The sequence below is a fragment of the Oleiphilus sp. HI0079 genome, assembly GCF_001635105.1.
Genome location: NZ_LWFT01000739.1, coordinates 1 through 21,247, shown reverse-complemented (window position 1 = coordinate 21,247; position 21,247 = coordinate 1). Strand labels below are relative to the sequence as shown.

Sequence of the window (21,247 nt, the reverse complement as noted above, 5' to 3'; positions counted from 1 at the left end):
GGCGAGAATTTGCAGTTAGCAGTTATATCTTTGATTTTTAATGTTAATTGTAGTCGATTTCCTCAATGCGAATTGGAGTGTTGCTACCCTCTGCTAACAAGGCTGGCTGCCCGCTTTCTGCAAAGGCGATATCGCAAACAACTAGTCCTACAAACTTGTCACGACCAGCATGAAAACGGACAACATCTCCGATTTTTCGGCCTTCTGCATTGACAAGTTTGCTCCCGGGAAGGAGGGCGGCTGTCTCTTTAGCATCCAGATTGAAGAGATACATTTTCTTCTTAAGCTTTCCGAGAAACTTCATTCGGGCAATAATCTCTTGGCCTGTGTAGCAGCCTTTATTAAAACTCACCGCACCCAGTTCTTGAAGGTTAAGTTGTTGAAGAATAAAAGTATCAAGCGTTTGCGGATAAAGCTCAGGGATACCATGGTAACAATCGTCTTGCAGCCATGCCTCTAATTCTGCGTCAGAAGAGTTAGCTTCTAGTGCTTCGCGGCTCCATAGCTCGCATCGTTGTTCTGAGCGATCAGCGGCTCTTAGGTAGCCATTCGTTTCTTGAGTAATGCTGTTACCGCTATGCTTGAAGACGGAACGGATGCCATAGACGGCATAGTCGTGTTGTTGTTTGAACTCGCACTTAAAAAATACCTTGTACTTGTTCAGCGCATGGATGCCTGACTCTGCTATGTCGTTGTGCACTTTTATCCAAAATGCGCCGTCGATACGAGCGATTACGAACAGCCAGTACATTCTTCCTTTTGGTGAGTTAGCCGTTCCAAATGTCCATGTATTGTCTGCGAGAGAATCAATGTCACAGCTAGCTTGTCCCTGAAGAAACTTTGCTGCGTCAGGCCCCTCCACTTTAAAAAGGGTGTAAGGCAATTTTAAGTAGTGATTGGTCATATATGCGTGCTGCTATGGTCGTGTACAGAGAGAATTATTGTGGGTTGCATGCACCTTCAGGCGACGCGACTCATTTAAGTTGTAAACGGTAAAAGGGGAGACGAAAAACAGATATGTTGACAGGCATTCAGTCTTTAGTTGGACGACCCCCCAATGAACGCCGAACCAAATCTGCTCATCAAATAACACCGGACGTTGTTCGCCAGCGTAGTTGAGTTGCATGCTCTGGCCATTGAATGTGATGACGGAGTGTGGAGGGTGCTTTATTGCCGCTTGATAGGCGAGGAAAGTATTCCCGGCTATCACAAATAACGCCACCAGCATTATTGAGCTGTTCGAGCTCAATGCAGCAATAATCAGCGCAAAAATCGAAGGGGCGAGCAATAGTGCGAAAGCCCGCCACGAGGATTGAAATGAGACCTTAGTCTGGTTGAACACGATCCACTATCATCTTAACCATCCGCGCATGATCGGGGTCAGTAGGCACGCTCTTTTGCATAAACCACTGGAAAAGATCGGTATCTTCGCATTCTAGAAGTTTTTCGTAGCGTGCTTGGTCTTCAGAATCTAGATCTAGATATGCTTCTTTCAAGAAAGGTACAAGCAGGACGTCTAATTCGAGCATGCCCCGACGGCTGTGCCAGAAAAGCCGATTAAATTTTATGCGCTCGGGCGAATCGAAGGGTAACTCTGAGTACTCGGGCATGAAAGCGTGCTCTTAATAAGTGAGCCTCGATTATAAGAATCACTGGCCTTTGGCTCAAGCTTTCATATTGATATTAGTGCGCGTTGATACTGCGATTTGTTCGAGTCAGGTAGTTTACTTCTAGGGCTTCATGTGCCGACATCTCCCATTCGACTGGCGCAATCTGGACGCGCGTTGCTTGCATAGACGAAGCACTATTAGCAGATTCAAGTTTTTTGAGCGCAATAAGCGTGTTGTGTTGTCTGTTGTGTGGGGTATTGTCTTGCGTATCCATAGCATCCATCTCTTACATTTCGTTACACAATCTTACTTAAGGTAATGTTGCATGTTATTTTGTTACGAATCTCGGGTGTGAGCGTGCTTTGTTAGAAGGTTTGCGCTTGTTTACATTTTGGTTCCTATCGTGGAAAGCGAATGTCGAAAAACTGGTTTGTCTACATGATCGAGACGAAGTGTGGTGCGCTTTACACAGGTATAACTACGGATGTAGAGAGGCGTTATGCCGAGCATCTCGCCGTCAAAGAAGGGGGGCGCCTTGGCGCAAAGTACTTTCGAGGTAGAGAACCAAAACGTGTCGTGCTTGTGGAGTCGTTTGACGATCGAAGCGCGGCATCAAAGCGGGAGTATGAGATCAAAGCCATGGCAAGAAAGCAAAAGTTGGCTTTGATCTCAGCAGGAAAGACTTAAGCGCGTCTCTTTTTAAAACTCTGCAGACCTAGTCCAGCCATGATTTGAGCGACCGCAGACCAAGCGCTGAGATTGGGTTTTGGCGCTTTCCCGTTGCCCATTCGTGCTAACTGAAACTCATACCACGTAATATCCAGCATGGTCATGGTATCGACCATTTTTACCCCTGTGGTTGGCCGTTTCAGTTCAATTCGATAATCCTTATTGTTGAGTACTTGAGCCGCGGCGTCCGGCGCTATTGCTAAAGGTCGCGCAAGACCAATCATGTCACATGCATTACTGTCTAGTGCATCCTGCATGGCCCTGGCGGAGCGAAATCCTCCTGTGACGACGAGTGGCGTGGTAATTTCCTTGCGAATGCTTTCGGCAAACTCAAGAAAGTAGGCTTCGCGTTTTGCTGTGCTGCTAGCCACTTTATGCCCGATCATGCTTGGGCTCTCGTAGGTGCCGCCTGATACTTCGATCAAATCGATGCCAAGGCCAGAGAGTTTTTGGATTACTTGCATCGCTTCCTCATGAGAGAAGCCACCTTTTGAGTAGTCCGCGGAGTTAAGTTTGATGCCTACCGGAAAGTCATCGCCGACTTGCTCTCTAATAGCCGCATACACGGCCTCAACAAAGCGCATGCGGTTTTCAAGAGATCCGCCCCATTTGTCTTTTCGCTGGTTATGGTGAGGAGACAAGAATTGGCTGACCAAATATCCATGTGCACCGTGAATCTGAACGCCATCAAAGCCGGTTTCTTTGGCTAGTCGCGCCGCATTAGCAAAGCGCTTAATGATGCCTCCAATTTCCTCGTCATGAAGGGCTCTAGGGCACGCGAAGCTCGCCTCTAAACCTCCACTTAGAGGGATTGCAGATGGGGCGACCGGCTGGCTATTTAAAAACTTCGGAATTTGCTTGCCTGGATGGTTTAGCTGCATCCATACGGTTGCACCGGTATGCTGAGAAGCTTTCGCCCAACGACGAAACGCATTCAAATCACTTTGTTCGTCTAAGACGACGTTCTTTGGTTCACCGAGTGCGCCTCGGTCAATCATAACATTGCCTGTTACAAGCAAACCTGTACCACCCTCAGCCCATTTTGCGTACAAACGCTCTAAGCGCAAATCTGGGTTGTGTTGTTTGTCGCCGAGTTGTTCGCTCATTGCTGATTTGAAGAGGCGATTTTTTACTTCGGTTTTATTGTTGATCTGATAAGGGCTGTTTAATGCAGGCATAACGTGCTCGGCTCAAAGGTTGAAAACGGTTAGCGTGAAGAACTTAATTTGTTAAAGCTACTCGGCCTGCAAGCTTACGCACTTTTTTCTACAGCGTGTAGTCACTGGCCGGATATGTATAGAACTTACTGATGCGTATGCCCTGCGCGCTCTAAATAGCGCGATATATGGTTGGCACACTCTGCAGCGAAGTCATCTTGGGTATTTAGCCAGTGGATACTTACCCCTTTCTTCTCAATGTTGCGGAACCATTTTTCTTGTTGTTTGGCAAATTGATGAATGGCGCTTCGCAGCTTTTGGAACATGTCGTTGTAATCTAGCTCCCCTCTCAGGAACAGGCTGAGGTAGCGATATTCTAAGCCATAGTGTTCAAGGGATGTGTGAGAAACGCCCTGTTCCAAAAGTTGTTTTACCTCATCAAGCATGCCTTCGTCTAATCGGCTTGCTAAGCGTTGACTAATCCGCTTTCTGGTTGTCTCTCTTGGATATTGTAAGCCAAAAACTAGGGGCTGATAGTCGGGCCAACAGACGGTTTCAGATCCATTCTTCTCGGCGAGGGCGATCTCGATGGCACGCACTGTTCGCTGTTTGTCTGCGATATCTGTTTGATTGTGCAGATGCGGGTTAAGTGTCGCCAACTGATCGATAAGGTCAGCGTGGTCCTTGTTATTGAGCTCGTTGCGAAGATGTTCGTCGAACGGCGCTTTTGTTAGCGCATAACGCCTCAATACCGCATCCAGATACATGCCCGTACCGCCAACAAGAAAAGGTAAGACCCCTTTATCTAGCACAGATGAATAAGCGTTATTGAAATCCTGCGCAAAGCGGAAAAGATTGTATTCTTCGCCTGGGAGAGCAATGTCGATAAGGTGGTAAGGGATCTCGCCGTATTCTTGCAGATCTTTGCCCGTTCCGATGTCCATTCCCTTGAAAACTTGGCGAGAGTCCGCGGAAAGAACCTCGCCGTGAAAGCGTCGAGCCATGTCCACGCCTAGATGCGTCTTGCCGCTGGCAGTTGGTCCCAGAATAACAATAAGCGGCTTTGTTGGTGGTTTTTGCATGACTCTGTTCAAGGTTTTGGAACGCTTCTTTATGGTGAGCTTGAAACCGTTCGCTTGGAGCTTTAGGGTGACAGCCCTCTAAGGCTGCCTATATTAGCAGTCTTTAAAAGGATTTTGTGGACAAAGAGCATCATCAAACGTCCCCTGCATAAATAAAAATAATCGTGGGCTGTGCGAACCGAATATGAAGTCATGGATACACAAGGACGGTTTTGTTCGTTTATTTTCAAAACGAACATTCTTAATGAGCATCTTGCTCACTATGTTCGCATCATCATCGTTTGCGCTAGAGCGCAAGGTATTTTGTGTTTGGGATCCAGTAGGGCGAAGCGGCCCAGTTATGGCCTTTTATTCTGATTTGATCCCAAAAGCGCAAGCTTGGGGTTTGAGCATTCGTTTTATTGCATATACGGATGAAAAAGTCGCCGCCAATGAGTTTAAAGCCGGAAAATGCGAGGCGGTGTTACTAAGCGCCATTTTATCGCGCCAGTTTGTAAAGTTTGGCGGAACAATGGACGCCATCGGTGCCATCAGCTCGCAGAAAGGTTTGGAGATGGTTCTAAAAACGCTAGCTCGACCAAGGGCTGGTAAGCTAATGACGCAAGGGCCGTTCGAGGTCGTTGCAACATTTCCGGTCGGTTCGATGTATGCTTTTGTGAACAACAGAAGTATCAATAGTATCGAAGACTTTGCTGGTCGACGAATTTCTGTCCTTAACAACGACCCACAAGCCCTTAAATTTGCAAAACTAGCAGGTGCTTCGCCGGTAGGTACGACGCTGTCTACGTTTGCGCCGATGTTTAATAATGGAAATATCGATATATTGCTCATGCCCGCCCTCGCATACAACACCTTTGAGTTGTATCACGGACTTGGTGAGCGCGGCGGCATTATTGATTACCGTTTGTACTATGGCATGTTACAAACGATCGCACGCAAAAGTGAATTTCCTGCCGACTTCGGGCACAAAATGCGTAACTACATTTTCACCCGCTTACGCGCGATTGATCGCTTGGTGAAAGATGCAGAAAAAGAGATACCATCCAAGTATTGGATAAATGTCGATCAGTTTACCAAAGACGACATAGACCACTTCAGCAAACGCGTGCGGCTAGCCCTTAAAAAAGACGATGTAAATCATCCAACGGCATTAAAGCTGTTGTGGAAAATACGTTGTCGCCTTGACCGATCGCGCGGAGAGTGCACTCGGCCTGAATAGTCCGCAGGCAGGCGCTAAATGCCTGCGTCATGGCGGTTTTTGCTGCTGGTTACAGCTTGTATGCTCTTTAGGATGATGCTCCAGTCGCGACTATATCTACGCGTTCTCGGCCTTGCTCATTGATCGCGCTTTGTTGCCTGGTGCTTTATCAAGCCAGAGTAATAATGCCGGTAGCGCAAAAAAGTCAAAAATCAGTGCGAGCGTAATCGTGCAGGCTGTAAAAATTCCCATGTACGCATTCATATTGAAATCTGACAGTGCAAGCACCATGAAGCCAGCCACTAAAACAAAGGTCGTGACCCAAAGAGCTGTCCCAACCATTGAAAATGCGTATCGAACAGCCTCTTCAGCCGAGTAGTCTTTTTCTCTTCTTGCACGTTGATATTTGCTGAGAAAGTGCACGGTATTGTCAATGACGATTCCGAGTATCATGCCCACTCCTGTACCGATTGATATCCCCACATCGCCTTGCATGACGCCCCAAATCCCAAAGGTCGCACCGATCGGTACAATATTCGGAATCACGCTCACTGCGCCAAGTTTGAGCGAACGAAGTACTATGCACATGATCAAAACAATCACGACGAGCGCATAGCCAACACCCATTACCATGCTGTCGACATTTCGCTTGCCGATGTGCGAGAACATGAGATTAGGGCTTGCAGCGTAGTAAGTTTCGATATCGGTATTCTTGTCCAACCATTGTGCGATCTCTTGCTCAAGTTTGAGTGTCTCTGAGGTGACGATATTTTCCATAGTAATCAGAATTCGCACCGAAGATTTGTCGACATTAAGTTGGTTGTTCAAGTCTAAGCCGTAAGGTAGTGACATTTCGTAGAGCAACAAATATTGCGCGGCCAGTTCTTTGTTTTCCGGAAGTTTGAAGTAAGTTTGATCATCACCATGCATGTTCTTGTTGAGTCGCTTGAATATCTCAGTAATCGTTTCGACATTTGTGACCTCGTCTTTCGCCTTTAGCCAGTCTGTAAATGCCTCGATCTGACGAAGAAACTCCGGTGTACTGATACCGTTGCTTTCGCCTTGCTCAAGTGAATAGGCAATGTTGTACATGCCTGTGAGATTGTCAGCGGTAAATTCGGTGTCGGCGCGAAATTCCACTGAGTTCTTGAAGTAGCCAATGAAATCGTCGTTGATTTGGTTGGTTGGAATGAGTGCAAACAATACCAGCGTGACAATGCCTGAACCAATTAACACCCCGCGGCGGTTATCGATAATGAAGCCCGCAAGCGAGTCCATCGCCTTGCTTTTGCGTTGCGCCTGCTTTGTCGCGGATACGGGTAAAATGCAGACAAGTGCAGGAAGAAAAAAGACAGAGAGGAAAAATGCCGCGATCACGCCTATTGCAACGGTATTGCCCAAATCTCTGAAAGGCGGTACTTCTGAGAAATTCATGGTCATAAAGCCAAGCACGGTGGTTAAGCTTGTAATAAAGATGGGTTGTAGGTTGATGCGAATACTTTCTTGCATCGCGGCCTCTTTCTGCATTCCTTGACGTAAGTTAAACAGAAAGGAAACAAGTATGTGTACGCAGTCAGCAACGGCCATTGTAGTAATGACGGTTGGGGCACTTGTCGAGGGTCCTGTAAGCGTCCAACCAAGGTGTCCGAACATCCCCATGGCTGTCAAAACGGAGAGGAAAATAACTAAAACTGTCGCGATCGTGCCGGTAAATGAGCGCAAAAGAAGCCAAAGAGTTACGATAATGACCATTAGCATAATGGGCATCAGATTCTTCATGTCTTTTTGGGCGGACTCCGAAAACGCGTTGCCTAGCATGACGCTCCCCGTCATATAGACGGAAAGTGAAGGATATTCTTCCTCAAACTCTCGGGAAAGCTTACGCGCAGCCGCCACCACTTCTGGCATTTCAGATTCGCTTAATTGGGGTAGCTGAACGGTAACGTTAATCGCCGTGACATGTGCTTCAGGTGAAATGAGTCTGCGGACTAGAAGAGGCTCGTTTAAGGCGACGTTTTCAACATAGTTAAGATCAACGTCTTCTGGAAACTCGACCAGATCGGCAACAATCAAGTCGTCCTCTTCAGCTCTTGTGTGTTGATAGTTGGTAATCGAATCGACGCGCGTAGAGTAGGGCAGTTGCCAGCTTCTTTCAGTCAGGTCTTGTATTGCAGCCAATACATCTCGATCGAATACTTTGCCTCCTTTTGGTTCGATAACCATCAATACATTGTCGGATTTTGAATAGGTGTTTTGGATGGTTTCGAAAGCGACAAGTTGTTCGTTGTCAGGAGAAAAGAAGACGCGATAGTTTGAGCTGAAACCAATACTTGTGATGCCGCTAGAGATCAGGCCGACGATGACAAATGTGAGGACGATGATGGCCCATCGCCACTTGATGATTCCAGAGGCAAACCTATCGGCGTTCATGATGCGATTCCTTTTTATTTTGTTATGCCACGAGTCTGCAGCAGCGCTCGCTATTCTAGGTGTCTTTAGTCGACAATAAAAACCATTTACTATTGAATGTACTGTTCCATTTGTGGCATAAATGCCCGAATAACGTGTTTTTGTTTCATAGGGCTTATGGAGTCGAATATGCAGGACCTGAATGAAATGGCGATCTTTGCAGTGGTCGTTGGCTGTGGCAGCTTTACCAAAGCCGCGGAGAAGCTAAAACTGCCAAAGTCGACGGTCAGCCGAAAGGTTTCGCAGCTTGAAAAGCGTGTTGGTGTGAGATTGATTAATCGTACAACGCGGAATTTGAAGCCGACAGAAACGGGAAAGCTTTACTACGAAAATTGTATGAAAATGCTGGAGCAAGCGGAAGAGGCAGATCGTATTGTCAATAATATGCAATCAGAACCGACGGGTTTGCTGCGCATCAGTACTCCGCTAGCGTGCGGCATTCCTTTCTTTACCGATATTTTTAAGCGCTTTTCGCGCCTCTATCCTAAGGTCAGCCTAGAGATTATTTCGGATAACAAAAACCTCGATATGTTAGACGAAGAGATCGATATCGCATTTCGCATTGGTCCGCTCGAAGACTCTAGCTTAGTTGCAAGGAATCTTGGCACAGCAAGGCTATCTTTGTGCGCGTCCCCTGAGTATTTGGCTGAGTTTGGTGTGCCTAAATCAGTGGATGATCTGCAGAATCACCACTGCATAATGCATTCCACGTATTCTTGGGTGTTTATGACAAAAAACGGCGAAGAGGTTCCTAATATACAGAGCCGTTTGACAGCAAATGACGTAGAGATGATTAGAATGCTCGCGCTCGATGACTTTGGTATCGGAGCAGTCCCTCAATTGTTGATCGCGGATGATGTGAGGGCAGGAAAGTTAAAACTGTTATTGCAGGATACGCCATTTCAAGAGCGCACGTTTTATATGGTTTATCCAAGTCGAAGAGAGCCACCGTCTAAGGTCGTCGCATTTACTGAATTTATGCTTGAGAACTGCGTTAATCCGCCTTGGGAGCAGCTGTCAGGGGTGTTCAGCGCGCGCAGTCAGGATGACCTCGGTGAGACGAGTTTTATTGGTCGGGCTGAAGAGCTAGCTGCAAGCTAAATTTAGCCTGATTGACGTGTGTAACTCGGTAGATAAGCGCTTGGTAGATCAGAGCTTGGTATAAGAGACGTAATTGATGAGTGATGAAGACGAGCAGGACTTGTTCGCCGCGGAAATGGCGGGGGTGAAGCCCCTGCGAAAGAATCGCGCGCGTCTGCACAAGAAAGAGGAAGACACACCGGGTAAGATGGTGCGTAGAAGCCTAGCCGTATCAGCAAGGCAAACGTTAGATCCACTGGCTTCGACGGTTGTTCCGGAGCTGAAGTCAAACGATGTTTTGGAATTTCGGCGTGATGGTGTTCAGCACGGCGTGTACAAAAATTTACGGATGGGGCGATACGACATAGAGGCCCGTCTTGATTTGCACCGAATGACGGTTGACGAATCTAGACGAATGGTTTTCGAGTTTCTGCGAGATTGCTTTCACTACGAGCTGCGAACTGTTTTGGTGATGCATGGCAAGGGCGATCGCAACCCGGACAAAGTTGCCAAAATCAAAAGCCATCTCTCTGTTTGGCTTCCCCAAATTGATGAGGTGATGGCATTTCACTCGGCCCAGCCTCGTCATGGCGGGACGGGTGCCGTTTACATCATGCTCAAGAAGGGCGATAAGTCTAAGCAAAGCACAAGAGAAAAATTCGGTTTGAGGTGATTTAGTGATCTCGAATAAACGATGTTCAGCAAAACAACGATAAAAGTGAGCGCTATGAAATTTGTTCTTAATGGGGAAGATATCTCCATCGATATTGATCCCGATATGCCCCTTCTTTGGGCGATCAGAGATGAAATAGGTAAGAAAGGCACGAAGTTTGGGTGCGGCATGGGCTTGTGTGGCGCTTGCACAGTGCACTTGAATGGTCAGGCGATTCGTTCATGTATTACGCCGATAGGTAGCATTGAGGGTCAAAACATCACGACTATTGAAGGGCTGGGCGAGAGAGACAATCTTCATCCAGTTCAGCAAGCATGGATTGAGCACAACGTTCCTCAATGCGGGTACTGTCAACCGGGGCAAATTATGTCGGCGACCGCGCTGCTTAGTGATAATGCTAGTCCTAGTGATGACGATATCGACAGTGCAATGTCAGGTAACATTTGTCGTTGTGGCACTTATCCTCGAATTCGTAAAGCGATTAAGTCAGCCGCGGTGAGTATCGCAAACGCTGATGCGCTTGCTTACGAAGCGAAGGTGTAGGGGGATCTCATGAGCAAAGTGTCTGATTTATTACCTCTAACTCGACGTCAGCTGTTTGTGAAGGGTTCGTTGGTCGGTGGCGGCCTTACGATCGGTTTGAGCTTGCCAGCGTGTTCTACTACCGGTAATCAAGTATCCGATGATGGTGTTTGGCAGGCGAATGCATGGCTTGAAATCGACCAGCAAGGTGGCGTGCGCTTCACGCTCGATCGCGTGGAGATGGGGCAGGGGACATATACCGGTATCACTACGTTGATTGCTGAGGAGCTTGATTATCCTCCAGAGAAGATCGATGTTGTGTTTGCTGAGGCGCAACAGGTTTATAGAAACCCAGGCTATGGGCTTCAGATCACCGGCGGCAGTAACAGTATCGCGACAAGCTGGAAGCCGATCAGAGAAGCTGCTGCGTCTGCACGAGAAATGCTTTTGGCGGCGGCGTCTAAGGTGTTCGACGTACCGATTGAAAAGCTTATTTTACAGGGTGGCTTGATTACAGTGCGCGGTGAAGATCGCTCTGTGGCAATGGGTGAATACGTTGTACTCGCAGCAAAAGAGTCGGTGCCAGACGAACCAAAGTTAAAGCGAAAAAGTGATTTTAAATACATCGGTAAGCATTCCGCTAGGCTAGATTCGGCAATGAAAGTTAACGGTACCGCAGACTTTGGTATCGATGTCGAAGTCGAGGGAATGGCATATGCGGTGGTTATTCACCCGCCCGCTATCGGTGCAAGCATTAGCGCATACGATGCGAGCAGTATTCAGGGTGATGCTCGGCTCGTTGCTACAGCTGCGATCGACTCGGGCCTCGCGGTTGTCGCAAAAAGTTATTGGGCGGCTCGAAAGCTTTCAGAGAAGATCTCAATTGACTGGAAGATGCCTGAATCGCCAATTACTACAGAAGATACGTTTGCACTATACCGCTCTGTTATGACCGAAGATTCGGGCGATACTGTGCGTTCTGAAGGCGATGCTGAGGAGGTGTTTTCAAGCGAAGAGGGTGCACTTGTTGAGCTTGAATTTGAAATGCCATTTTTAGCGCATGCGACTATGGAGCCAATGAATTGTGTTGCGCATGTTCAGGATCATCGCGCAGATATTTGGGCCTCAACCCAAGGTCCGGATATTGCTCAGGTAGTTGTCGCGAAGGCAACGCATCTTGATTTGGATGAAGTATTTATACATTCGCAGTTTATCGGTGGTGGGTTCGGGCGGCGTTTGAATCAGGATTTCATCGGCGAGGCGGCGGAAATTTCAAAGGCTACGGGCTTGCCGATAAAACTGGTTTGGTCTCGCGAAGATGACATGCGCAATGATTTTTATCGCCCTGCAAGCCTTCACAAGCTGCGAGCGCGCGTAGACAAAGACAACGTCCTTGCTTGGGATCACCATATAGCCGCGCCTGGTGTAATGGATTGGTATGTATGGGATGCTGCGCCGGCTATGTTTCCGGCAGCGCCAAAATTTATGTTCCCTATGCTTGGCAAGGTCGGCCTTGCAACGGCTGGCACCCCCATGACGCCAGCTGACCGTTCCGCTTACGAAGGTGCTGACGATTTACCGTATGCCTTCGGTTCGCAAGAGGTTAGATATAGTAAGGCGGACGCGGGGGTTCCTGTGGGCTACTGGCGAGCGGTCGGGCACTCGCACAATGGTTTTGTTACCGAAACCTTTGTTGAGGCGTGTGCCGAGAAGGCAGGGCAGGATGCGGTTGAGTTCCGGCTAGCGCTCTTGAGGGATCAGCCTCGTATGGCCGCTGTGCTGAAGTTGGCGGCACAAAAAGGTGGTTGGGCTGAAAAGCCGCCTGAAGGACGTTATCGAGGCATCGCTGTGCACAAATCCTTCGGGTCGTACGTGGCGGAGCTGGTTGAATTGAGCGTTGAGCAAGGTCAGCCAAAAGTCCATAAAGTCGTTTGTGCTGTCGATTGCGGTCAGGTGGTCAACCCCGACATTGTGACCATGCAAATGGAGAGCGGCATCGTTTTTGGATTGACCGCAGCGCTTTATGGTGAGATCAGTTTCGACAGTGGTTTGGCGAAACAAAGCAACTTCCATGATTATCAGATGGTACGCAACAACGAGTGCCCTGAGATTGAAGTCCACATTGTTGCAAGTGAAGAGTCACCGACGGGAGTTGGAGAGCCAGGTTTACCTCCGCTCGCAGCCGCTATGGGAGCCGCTATATTCAAAGCGACGGGTACGAGGCATACTCGCTTGCCCTTTAAGCTGTCTTAACGCATTGGCGATGGTCTAGGCGATGAATACCCAACGCATCGAGGTTTTTAAGGCGCTGCTTACTGCTTTGCAGGCAAAACGGCCTGTGTTTTTAGTAACTGTGCTTGAAACATGGGGGGCATCGCCACGGCCTGCCGGAAGTGTGCTCGCCTTTGACCCTCTTGCCAATCAGGTTTTTGGATCGGTTTCTGGCGGCTGCGTTGAAGAAGACTTGTTGGAGAGCTTGCGATCTCCCGAAAGTCTTGATGAAAAGGACGTGTTTCCCATTACTAAGCGATACGGAGCCGATGCGGCAGGGTATGATTTGCCTTGTGGTGCCACCATCGAGTTACTAATAGAGCTTTTTGATCCAGTCCAAAATTCGAGTTGTGTTGAGCATGTTCAGACTCTTCTCGCCCGGGTTGACCAGTTGTCTGAAGTTTGCCGTTGTGTTGCTCTCGATTCTTCGCGCACTTGCACATTGACGGATTTTCCAGACGAGGCGTATGGTGAGGTATGGTGCCAAGATGACTGCGTTTATCTGCGTTGTGCGGCTATCGACAAACTCTTGCTTATTGGCGCGACGGATGTCGCGCAGTATCTAGTGCCTCTTGTGCAACAGCTAGGTTATCAGGTTTCCATATGCGAGCCTCGACGCTCGTTTCTTGAGCGACAAAGTTTGCTTGGCAACATCGATGTCATAACAGACGCGTTGCCGGATGATGTGGTTTACCAGTCTTATTTTGAGGAGAATAGCGCAATCGTCGCATTGGCCCATGATCCAAGAATTGACGATCTTGGCGTCTTGGCTGCGCTTCAAGGGCGTGCACATTTTGTTGGCGCTTTGGGGTCGCAACGTAACGCGAAGTTGCGTAGGCAGCGGCTTATGAAACTGGGTTTGACGGAAAATCAGATAGAGAAACTTAAAGCGCCAGTCGGCTTGTCGATCGGAAGCCATACTCCGATAGAGATAGCGATTTCAATCGCCGCTCAGCTTGTTGATGTTCGTTCCTTGCGAGTGAAACGAGTAGTGCAAGGCAGTCTTATCGGTAAAATTCCTGCCGGGATTGACAAAGCAATCGTTTAGCACCATTCTAAGCCGCATGAATATCAACACTGTATTAAAACACTCTTGGTCGAGCTTGCTCATGATGCGACTCTTAGTCGCACGCGTGGCATTGGCCCGTGCTCGTCTTTCCGTGTGTTTTGTTGATTAAATAGTTCTTTCAAAGCCACGGCGTTCATGCGGTGGCTTTCTTCTTGCTCCCGATGTACTCCGTTGAAATGACATTAACCTCCACTTGGCTTTAGTGAGGTTAAGCGACGAGTTTATAGGGAGAATTCTCGTGTCTATTATGCCTGCTTACCTAACCATCGTATTGGTTTGGTCTACAACACCTTTAGCAATCTCTTGGAGTGCCGAGACGATGACGCCTGTTGCTGCACTAGGGTTGCGTATGCTTCTAGCGGCGGTTGTCGGTTGGGTGATGCTTTATGTGCTGGCGATCAAGATTTCATGGGAGCGCGATGCTGTGCGCACGTATGCGTTTTCTCAGTTGGGTATCGTGGCTGCAATGCTTTGTGTTTATAGTGCTTCGCAGTTTATTCCCTCAGGTTTGATATCTGTATTGTTTGCTTTAGCGCCGCTCTTATCCGGGGTTTTCGCTTATTTTGTGCTTTCGGAGAATAACTTCACGCCAGATAGAATTGCCGCTTTTTTAGTCTCGTTTATTGGCTTATGTGTGATTTGTCTTGATGGCGTGGTGGTGAGCGGCGAGGGTTATAAAGGCGTTTTGTTTTTGTTGCTTGGCGTGTCTCTCTACAGTTNTAGCGGCGTAAAAGTGCAGCAAATTGGTTTTCAGGGGAACCCCCTGGCGACAACCGTTGGCAGTGTTGTCATGTCTGTACCATTGTTTGGTTTTGCGTGGTTGGTGCTCGATGGCGGTATACCGGCCATAGATTGGTCTAGTAAGTCTCCATACGCTGTGATTTATCTCGCCTTGTTTGGGTCGTTATTGGGATTTTGTGCTTACTTCTTTTTATTGAAAGTTGCTGGAGCAGCCGCAGTAGCGATGGTGACTTTGCTGACCCCCGCGTTGGCGCTCATATTGGGGGCTCTTGTGAATGGCGAAACGATCTCGGTGAAAGTGTATTTAGGGACAGGGCTCATTCTTTCGGGTCTGTTTCTGTATTACCGTAAGCTGCTGCTTGGTATGCGTGATACTTCAAACAACAGCCTAGAACAGAGTGCTTAATCTAATTCAAATGTGCTTGAAACTCGTGCTTTGAATTCGATATTTTTGATTTGATAGGTGTCAGGTTCATCCGCGCTTTGGGCTTCCACAGCCATCGCGCGCATTGGACTTGGCGAGGGACGATCGCTGTGCTCAATGTTGTGTTCAACATACTGAATTTTGCCGAGCTCAGCTCCATATGATTGAGCAATAACCTGCGCAGCAGATTTGGTTTTTTCAATTGCGTTTTGTAAAGCTATTGCGTGTGCTTCAGAAGAATCTTTGACATCAAAACGTATCGCGTTTACGCGGGAAACCTCAGACGCGGTAATGGCATTCACCAAAGATTCAAGTTGGTCGAGGTTGGAAAGTGAGAAGTTAACGAAACGGGTCACTTGGTAGCCTTCTAGAGATCTTACTTTATCTTGATAGTTGTATCGAGGTGCAATGTTTACTTGGCTACTGTCCAAGGAGTCTTTGTCTACATCGAAGTCTTTCAATGAGTTAAGGAGCTTGCTAACTTGATTGCTTGTAAAATCTCTCGCAAGATCGGCGGTGTCCGCTGTGTGCTCAAAACTAAGACTGATGCGAGCGAGCTCCGGTTCGACAGAAGAGGTACCGATCGCAGAAACTCGAATGCCGTTTTGCTCTGATGCTGCAATGTGGGTCGAGAATATAGAAAAGACAAACATAGCTCCGAGTAAGATAAGAGAAATGGCGCGGTCAGGACCTTGTTCTAAGTTCATTGAGCGAGGCATAGAGGGTGGACTCCAAGTTGTTAAGGTTTAGCAACGTGTAAATACGGTGCAGGGATCACTAAAGTTATAGCGTAGGTCTTTATGACCAGCTTAGTCAAAATTAGCTGTGTACCTTTGCAAAGTGCAATGAAACACAACGAAAAAATAGAAAGAGATCAGCAGTATGAAAATTGGAATATTAGATTGTGATGAGATTGCGCCGGAGTTAGTTGATGACTATCCCAATTATGCATCCATGTTTTGTGACCTGTTAGCCAAAACCACTTTGGCAGCGGAGCAGCCAGAATTTATTCGGTACAAGGCATGCCATGGGGAATTACCTTCCAATGTTAGCGACTGCGACGCGTACTTGATCAGTGGCAGTAAAACCGGGGTCTATGACGAGGTTGAATGGCGTGAACCTCTCAGAATACTCGTTCAGAATATATATGATGCAGGTATTCGTGTCGTGGGTATTTGTTTCGGCCATCAGCTACTGGCAGATGTCCTTGGAGGGAAAGCCGAGAAGTCCAACAAGGGTTGGGGTATTGGTGCTATCGAACATAAGAAGCAAGGTGTAGACGGGCCGTTTGAAGATATGCCTGAGAGTCTGACATTGTTGTTCAGCCACCAGGATCAAGTCACTCAATTACCGCAAGGCGCAGCTCGAATTTACGGAAGCGAGTTCTGTGAAAACGGCGCGTTTTACATTCCAGGCAAAGTGTTGGGTTTTCAGGGGCATCCCGAGTTTACAAATGATTATAGCGACCGTTTGATGCGTTTACGTCGAGCGCGCTATCCGGTTGAGCGGTATGATGAAGGCATCGCTTCTATTGGCACTGAAACACAAGAGCATTTGGTGGCCGAGTGGATGATGCAATTTCTTTTTGGCTTGAGGGGTTAGATTCTAAAGCATATGACTCGGTTCTCCTCCTTTGGAAACAAGTTAGGCGGAACTTCAGGTATTACGAGCCTCATGGAGGATCTAGGTAATGCGCTGAACTCTGGTTCTGACATCATCATGATGGGTGGGGGCAATCCTGCGCATATTCCTGAAGTTGAAAAAGTATTTAAGGAAAAGCTTTCTCTGCTGACTGAGGATCGACATAGCATGAAGCGATTGATCGGAATCTATGATCCTCCTCAGGGTGAGATCGACTTTATCGATGCTATGGTCAGTTTGCTTAATCAGGAATATGGGTGGAATCTCACCAAGCGGAATGTGGCTCTTACCAACGGTAGCCAGGCCGGTTTTTTCATGCTGTTTAATATGTTTGCGGGCCAATATGCCTCAGGCATATCAAAGCAGATCTTATTACCGCTCGCGCCAGAGTATATTGGCTACAGTGATTCGGGGTTGAGCGACGGGATTTTTAGAGCGTTTCGGCCAGAAATCGAGACCATTGATGAACAGACATTCAAGTATAAGATCGATTTTCAGTCTTTGGAGTTTGATGAGCGAGTTGGGGCAATTTGCGTTTCTCGCCCAACGAACCCTACCGGCAACGTGTTGACCGATGATGAGATCCGCAAGCTCGACGAGATTGCTCGGGCGAGAGATGTACCGCTTATTATTGACGGAGCCTACGGGACACCGTTTCCGAATCTGATATTTAGTGATGCCAAACCGCATTGGAATGACAATACAATTGTTTGCTTGAGCCTTTCGAAACTGGGATTACCTGCTGCAAGAACCGGTATTGTGGTCGCAAACGAGGAAACCATTAATGCGCTATCTGGTATCAACGCAGTGATGAACCTGGCTACCGGAAGTTTCGGGCCAATGCTGGCCAAAGACCTTGTTGCCTCGGGTGAAATTCTAAAAATGAGTAATGAGCTTGTTCGGCCTTTTTATCTTGACAAGGCTTCAAAGGCCGAGGCCTACTTTAAGTCGCTTTGCAGAGATTTGCCTGTTTCGTTGCATAAGGTTGAGGGGGCGATGTTTCTCTGGATTTGGATGAAAGGTTGTCCTGTCTCAAGTCAGCAGATGTATGAGCGTTTAAAAACGCGTGGTGTTCTTGTTGTACCAGGCCATCATTTCTTTCCCGGCCTAGATAGTGAGCATGATCTTGATTGGTCGCATCGCAATGAATGCTTGCGCGTTACCTATTCGCAGGATGAGGAACGTGTAAGAAAGGGCTTACAAATTATCGCTGATACGATTCGAGAGGCATATCATCATTAGTTGGTTTGAGTGAGAAATTGCCTGCTCTTTTAACAGCAGCATAGGTATCGAGAATAAAAAATATGAATGATGTTTTTCATGCGCTGATGTTTATTGTGATTTTTGGGACCCTTTTTCTAAGTTTGATCGCTTGGGAAGCTTGGTACTTGAAACGCAAAAATATTGATTCTTATCATTGGAATGAGACCTTGGCGAACATTTCTACCGGCGCGATGTATAAGGTTTTTGATGGCATTGCTGTAGCGTTGTTCATTCAGTTTTTCTATGAAGAAGTTCAGCAATACGGTTTTGGTTACACGCCTGAAGCTGGGTTCTTCGCCATTGCGTTTCTGGTCGTTTCCCAAGATTTTTTCTACTACTGGTACCATGTTGCGATGCATAAGGTGCGTTGGATGTGGGCTGTGCATGTAACCCATCACTCATCAAAACATCTCAATTTCTCGACTGCTCTGAGGCAAAACTTCTTACTGGATGTGAATTTCGGTTGGGTTTTATGGTGGTTACCCTTGGCCATTATTGGCTTTGATAAAACTTGGACCTTGATCGCGATTGAGGCAAGCTTGGCTTATCAGTTTTTTCTACATACAGAGGTGTTCAAGCGTTGGGGTTTTTTGGAGTACGTTATGAACACGCCGTCACATCATCGAGTGCATCATGGTTGTAAACCTGACCAGATCGACCGAAATTTTGGTGGTATTTTTATCCTATGGGACCGGTTGTTCGGGACTTTTGTCGATGAGCGTGAGGTGAGCAAGATCGAATATGGTTTAACCTCTCGCCAGCCAACAACGATGAATCCGCTTAGGCTTAATCTCGATGAGTTTTTCGCGATGTTTCGAGATGTGTTTAGATATCGAGATTTATCTATCTTGCTCCGACGGCCCTCTTATGTTGAAGAGCGCTATGAGGCTGAGGAACTCGATTCATCCGAATCACAAAAAAAGGCAGCCTAGGCTGCCTTTTTCAACGAGTGCTGCACGCTATTTAGCCGCCCAAATACGCTTTCTTTACTTCGTCATTGACTAACAAGTTGTCGCCCGTATCTTGCAGTACAATGTGGCCGTTTTCTAAAACATAACCTCGATCAGCCAGTTTCAATGCTTGATTTGCATTTTGTTCGACCAAAAATATTGTCATACCTTGGTCACGTAGCTGCTCAATGATCTCGAAGATCTGGTTGATAATAATCGGGGCTAGACCAAGTGATGGTTCGTCAAGAAATAGCATCTTTGGCTTGCTCATCAACGCCCGGCCTATGGCAAGCATTTGCTGCTCACCACCCGACATTGTCCCTCCTCGCTGTGCATAGCGTTCTTTAAGGCGCGGAAACAAGCCCAGGACATACTCCATAGACTCTTCGATACTTTCCTTCGATTCAAAGAAACCACCCATGTGCAGATTCTCTTCCACTGTCAGGCCAGAGAAGATGCGTCGGCCTTCCGGCACAACGGCCAAGCCGCTTCGCATGATGTCGGATGTTTCAGCTTGAGTGATGTCATTGCCTCGGAACTCAATCCGACCCTCTGCAGCTCTCGGGTCGCCACACACGGTCATGAGCAAGGTTGACTTGCCTGCGCCATTCGCTCCGATCAGCGTGACGATCTCGCCCTCTTGGACATTTAGAGAAACACCCGTAAGCGCTTGGATCTTTCCATAATAGGTATGTACGTTGTCTAAGCTGAGCATCACACCTCTCCCAGATATGCTTTGATTACTTCAGGATTGCCCTTGATTTGGTCTGGCGTACCAGAGGCGAGGGGGGTCCCTTGGTTAATCACGTAGATGTTGTCTGAGATACCCATAACGAGATTCATGTCGTGCTCGATCAGCAAAACAGAGACGTGGTAGTCCTCTTTCAACGATACGATGAGGTTGTCGAGATCCTTGGTTTCTTTTGGGTTTAGACCCGCAGCAGGCTCATCAAGAAGAAGAAGTTTAGGTTCTGTTACCATACATCGAGCAATCTCAAGTCGGCGCTGTTGCCCATACGAGAGATTTCCTGCTTCACGATTTGCCACTTCCATTAAGCCGACTTTCTCGAGCCAATACTTGGCGCGCGTCATGGCTTGCTCTTCTGACTTTTTGTAGCCAGGTGTTTTAAACAATCCTGAAAAAATATTCGTATTTACGTGACGATGTTGTGCAACCAACAAGTTTTCGATAACGGTCATGTTGTTAAATAAACGCACATGTTGGAAGGTTCTGACCATGCCTTTCAATGAGATTTTAAAGTCAGGCAGGGTTTGCACTTCTTCACCCATAAATTCTACGACGCCGGAGGTGGGCGTATAAAATCCACTGAGGCAGTTGAATACGGTCGTTTTCCCCGCGCCATTTGGCCCGATGATGGAGACGATCTCGCCTTCATCAACTTTCAGATTAACGCCATTAACAGCAACAAGGCCGCCAAACTGCATCTTTAGGTCGGATACATTAAGTAGAGTTTGATTAGTCATTTGCCAACTCCATGTGCGGGCGCTTGGAGGGGAGTAAACCCTGAGGACGCCAAACCATCATCAATACCATCATCAAACCAAACATCAACATTCTGTATTCTTGGAACTCCCGAGCAATTTCAGGAAGAACGGTCATAGCAACGGCGGCCAATATCACGCCTAGCTGAGACCCCATTCCGCCGAGCACAACGATTGCCAAAATAATTGCTGACTCAATAAACGTAAACGATTCAGGAGAGATAAAGCCTTGTCGGGCCGCAAAGAAGCAACCGGCAAAACCAGCAAATGCCGCACCAATCGTGAAGGCTGAGAGTTTTATAATTGTTCGATTCATTCCAAGCGAGCGACAAGCAATTTCATCTTCACGTAGTGCTTCCCAAGCCCGTCCAACAGGCATTCGAACTAAACGTCGAATGACGAATACGGTAAATACAACAAGAATTACCGCAAGTAGATACAAGAAGATGACTTTGTAAGAGCTATCGTAAGGGATACCCATTGCTTCATGGAAGAGCGTGTTGCCTTCTTCTTTGACTCGACGACCAAACTCCATTCCGAAAAGGGTTGGTTTATCGATTCCGCCAATCCCATTTGGTCCGCCGGTTACAGATGTGCTGTTCAAGAGAACAATACGAATGATCTCGCCAAAGCCAAGAGTCACAATGGCTAGGTAATCTCCACGTAAGCGTAATACCGGGAAGCCGAGTAGAAAGCCGAACAAAGCCGCCATTAGACCGCCTATCGGCAAGGCGACCCAAAAGGAGAGGCCAAAATATTCAGAAAGAAGTGCATAGCTGTACGCCCCGACTGCATAAAAGGCGACATAACCTAGGTCAAGTAAGCCGGCAAGGCCAACCACAATGTTTAGACCAAGACCGAGCAT

At 47.5% G+C, this 21,247-nt stretch carries 22 protein-coding genes; 11 read left to right on the top strand and 11 right to left on the bottom strand.

Annotated features, from left to right (window positions below; all coding sequences use genetic code 11):
• Positions 1-43: 43 nt before the first annotated feature.
• From A3750_RS13505 to A3750_RS13490, 4 genes are all read right to left on the bottom strand, one after another.
• The gene (locus A3750_RS13505; protein WP_068548362.1) at positions 44-904 is read right to left on the bottom strand and encodes a folate-binding protein YgfZ; all 861 of its coding nucleotides are present in this window, start codon (positions 902-904) and stop codon (positions 44-46) included.
• Positions 905-916: 12 nt separating this feature from the next.
• Positions 917-1,228: a hypothetical protein gene (locus A3750_RS13500; protein ID WP_068454907.1), complete on the bottom strand. Its 312-nt coding sequence runs from the start codon at positions 1,226-1,228 to the stop codon at positions 917-919.
• Positions 1,229-1,325: 97 nt separating this feature from the next.
• Positions 1,326-1,610, bottom strand: a complete 285-nt coding sequence (locus A3750_RS13495) for a succinate dehydrogenase assembly factor 2 (protein ID WP_068453829.1) — start codon at positions 1,608-1,610, stop codon at positions 1,326-1,328.
• Between the two features lie 73 nt (positions 1,611-1,683).
• The gene (locus tag A3750_RS13490; RefSeq protein ID WP_068453830.1) at positions 1,684-1,884 is read right to left on the bottom strand and encodes a hypothetical protein; all 201 of its coding nucleotides are present in this window, start codon (positions 1,882-1,884) and stop codon (positions 1,684-1,686) included.
• A gap of 140 nt (positions 1,885-2,024) precedes the next feature.
• On the opposite strand from A3750_RS13490, the gene A3750_RS13485 reads away from it, so the two are divergent.
• Positions 2,025-2,297, top strand: coding sequence for a GIY-YIG nuclease family protein (locus A3750_RS13485; RefSeq protein ID WP_068453837.1), 273 nt, complete (start codon positions 2,025-2,027; stop codon positions 2,295-2,297).
• Here the strand turns inward: A3750_RS13485 and A3750_RS13480 are convergent.
• Both A3750_RS13480 and miaA read right to left on the bottom strand, forming a co-directional pair.
• Positions 2,294-3,517 (bottom strand): NADH:flavin oxidoreductase/NADH oxidase family protein, encoded by a 1,224-nt coding sequence (locus A3750_RS13480; RefSeq protein WP_068548361.1) that lies wholly within the window; start codon positions 3,515-3,517, stop codon positions 2,294-2,296. The two genes, A3750_RS13485 and A3750_RS13480, sit on opposite strands and share 4 nt — an antisense overlap.
• 125 nt (positions 3,518-3,642) lie before the next feature.
• Complete coding sequence (gene miaA, locus A3750_RS13475) at positions 3,643-4,578, bottom strand: tRNA (adenosine(37)-N6)-dimethylallyltransferase MiaA (protein WP_082873297.1); 936 nt, start codon at positions 4,576-4,578, stop codon at positions 3,643-3,645.
• Between the two features lie 244 nt (positions 4,579-4,822).
• Between miaA and A3750_RS13470 the strand changes: the two genes are divergently transcribed.
• Positions 4,823-5,797 carry a putative solute-binding protein gene (locus A3750_RS13470; RefSeq protein ID WP_082863107.1) on the top strand — a complete coding sequence of 325 codons (975 nt, stop codon included), beginning with the start codon at positions 4,823-4,825 and terminating at the stop codon, positions 5,795-5,797.
• A 96-nt stretch (positions 5,798-5,893) separates the two neighbouring features.
• Here A3750_RS13470 and A3750_RS13465 read toward each other — a convergent pair whose 3' ends face one another.
• Positions 5,894-8,206 (bottom strand): RND family transporter, encoded by a 2,313-nt coding sequence (locus tag A3750_RS13465; RefSeq protein ID WP_068453844.1) that lies wholly within the window; start codon positions 8,204-8,206, stop codon positions 5,894-5,896.
• Between the two features lie 168 nt (positions 8,207-8,374).
• On the opposite strand from A3750_RS13465, the gene A3750_RS13460 reads away from it, so the two are divergent.
• The 6 genes from A3750_RS13460 (at position 8,375) to A3750_RS13435 (ending at position 15,007) form a co-directional block, all read left to right on the top strand.
• Entirely contained in the window at positions 8,375-9,346 is a 972-nt protein-coding gene (locus tag A3750_RS13460; RefSeq protein WP_068453845.1) for a LysR family transcriptional regulator, read from the top strand.
• Between the two features lie 76 nt (positions 9,347-9,422).
• Complete coding sequence (gene smrA, locus A3750_RS13455) at positions 9,423-9,998, top strand: DNA endonuclease SmrA (RefSeq protein WP_068453847.1); 576 nt, start codon at positions 9,423-9,425, stop codon at positions 9,996-9,998.
• A 54-nt stretch (positions 9,999-10,052) separates the two neighbouring features.
• Positions 10,053-10,541, top strand: coding sequence for a (2Fe-2S)-binding protein (locus A3750_RS13450; RefSeq protein WP_068453849.1), 489 nt, complete (start codon positions 10,053-10,055; stop codon positions 10,539-10,541).
• A 9-nt stretch (positions 10,542-10,550) separates the two neighbouring features.
• Positions 10,551-12,773 (top strand): molybdopterin cofactor-binding domain-containing protein, encoded by a 2,223-nt coding sequence (locus A3750_RS13445; RefSeq protein ID WP_082863109.1) that lies wholly within the window; start codon positions 10,551-10,553, stop codon positions 12,771-12,773.
• A 22-nt stretch (positions 12,774-12,795) separates the two neighbouring features.
• On the top strand, positions 12,796-13,839 hold the full coding sequence (locus A3750_RS13440; RefSeq protein ID WP_068466556.1) for an XdhC family protein: 1,044 nt from the start codon (positions 12,796-12,798) through the stop codon (positions 13,837-13,839).
• 268 nt (positions 13,840-14,107) lie between these two features.
• On the top strand, positions 14,108-15,007 hold the full coding sequence (locus A3750_RS13435; protein WP_082873296.1) for a DMT family transporter: 900 nt from the start codon (positions 14,108-14,110) through the stop codon (positions 15,005-15,007).
• Here the strand turns inward: A3750_RS13435 and A3750_RS13430 are convergent.
• Entirely contained in the window at positions 15,004-15,744 is a 741-nt protein-coding gene (locus A3750_RS13430; protein WP_068451909.1) for an SIMPL domain-containing protein, read from the bottom strand. The two genes, A3750_RS13435 and A3750_RS13430, sit on opposite strands and share 4 nt — an antisense overlap.
• Positions 15,745-15,907: 163 nt before the next feature.
• On the opposite strand from A3750_RS13430, the gene A3750_RS13425 reads away from it, so the two are divergent.
• The 3 genes from A3750_RS13425 (at position 15,908) to A3750_RS13415 (ending at position 18,861) form a co-directional block, all read left to right on the top strand.
• Complete coding sequence (locus A3750_RS13425) at positions 15,908-16,627, top strand: hypothetical protein (protein WP_068451907.1); 720 nt, start codon at positions 15,908-15,910, stop codon at positions 16,625-16,627.
• 12 nt (positions 16,628-16,639) lie between these two features.
• Positions 16,640-17,908, top strand: coding sequence for a valine--pyruvate transaminase (locus A3750_RS13420; protein ID WP_068451905.1), 1,269 nt, complete (start codon positions 16,640-16,642; stop codon positions 17,906-17,908).
• 62 nt (positions 17,909-17,970) lie between these two features.
• Positions 17,971-18,861, top strand: a complete 891-nt coding sequence (locus tag A3750_RS13415) for a sterol desaturase family protein (RefSeq protein WP_068451903.1) — start codon at positions 17,971-17,973, stop codon at positions 18,859-18,861.
• Between the two features lie 31 nt (positions 18,862-18,892).
• Here A3750_RS13415 and A3750_RS13410 read toward each other — a convergent pair whose 3' ends face one another.
• The 3 genes from A3750_RS13410 to livM form a co-directional block, all read right to left on the bottom strand.
• Positions 18,893-19,594 carry an ABC transporter ATP-binding protein gene (locus A3750_RS13410; RefSeq protein WP_068451901.1) on the bottom strand — a complete coding sequence of 234 codons (702 nt, stop codon included), beginning with the start codon at positions 19,592-19,594 and terminating at the stop codon, positions 18,893-18,895.
• Positions 19,594-20,364: a high-affinity branched-chain amino acid ABC transporter ATP-binding protein LivG gene (gene livG, locus A3750_RS13405; protein WP_068451896.1), complete on the bottom strand. Its 771-nt coding sequence runs from the start codon at positions 20,362-20,364 to the stop codon at positions 19,594-19,596. Before livG ends, A3750_RS13410 begins: the two co-directional genes overlap by 1 nt.
• Positions 20,357-21,247 (bottom strand): high-affinity branched-chain amino acid ABC transporter permease LivM (gene livM, locus A3750_RS13400; protein WP_068548358.1); only part of this gene is annotated, 891 nt, incomplete at its 5' end. The genes livM and livG, both read right to left, overlap by 8 nt.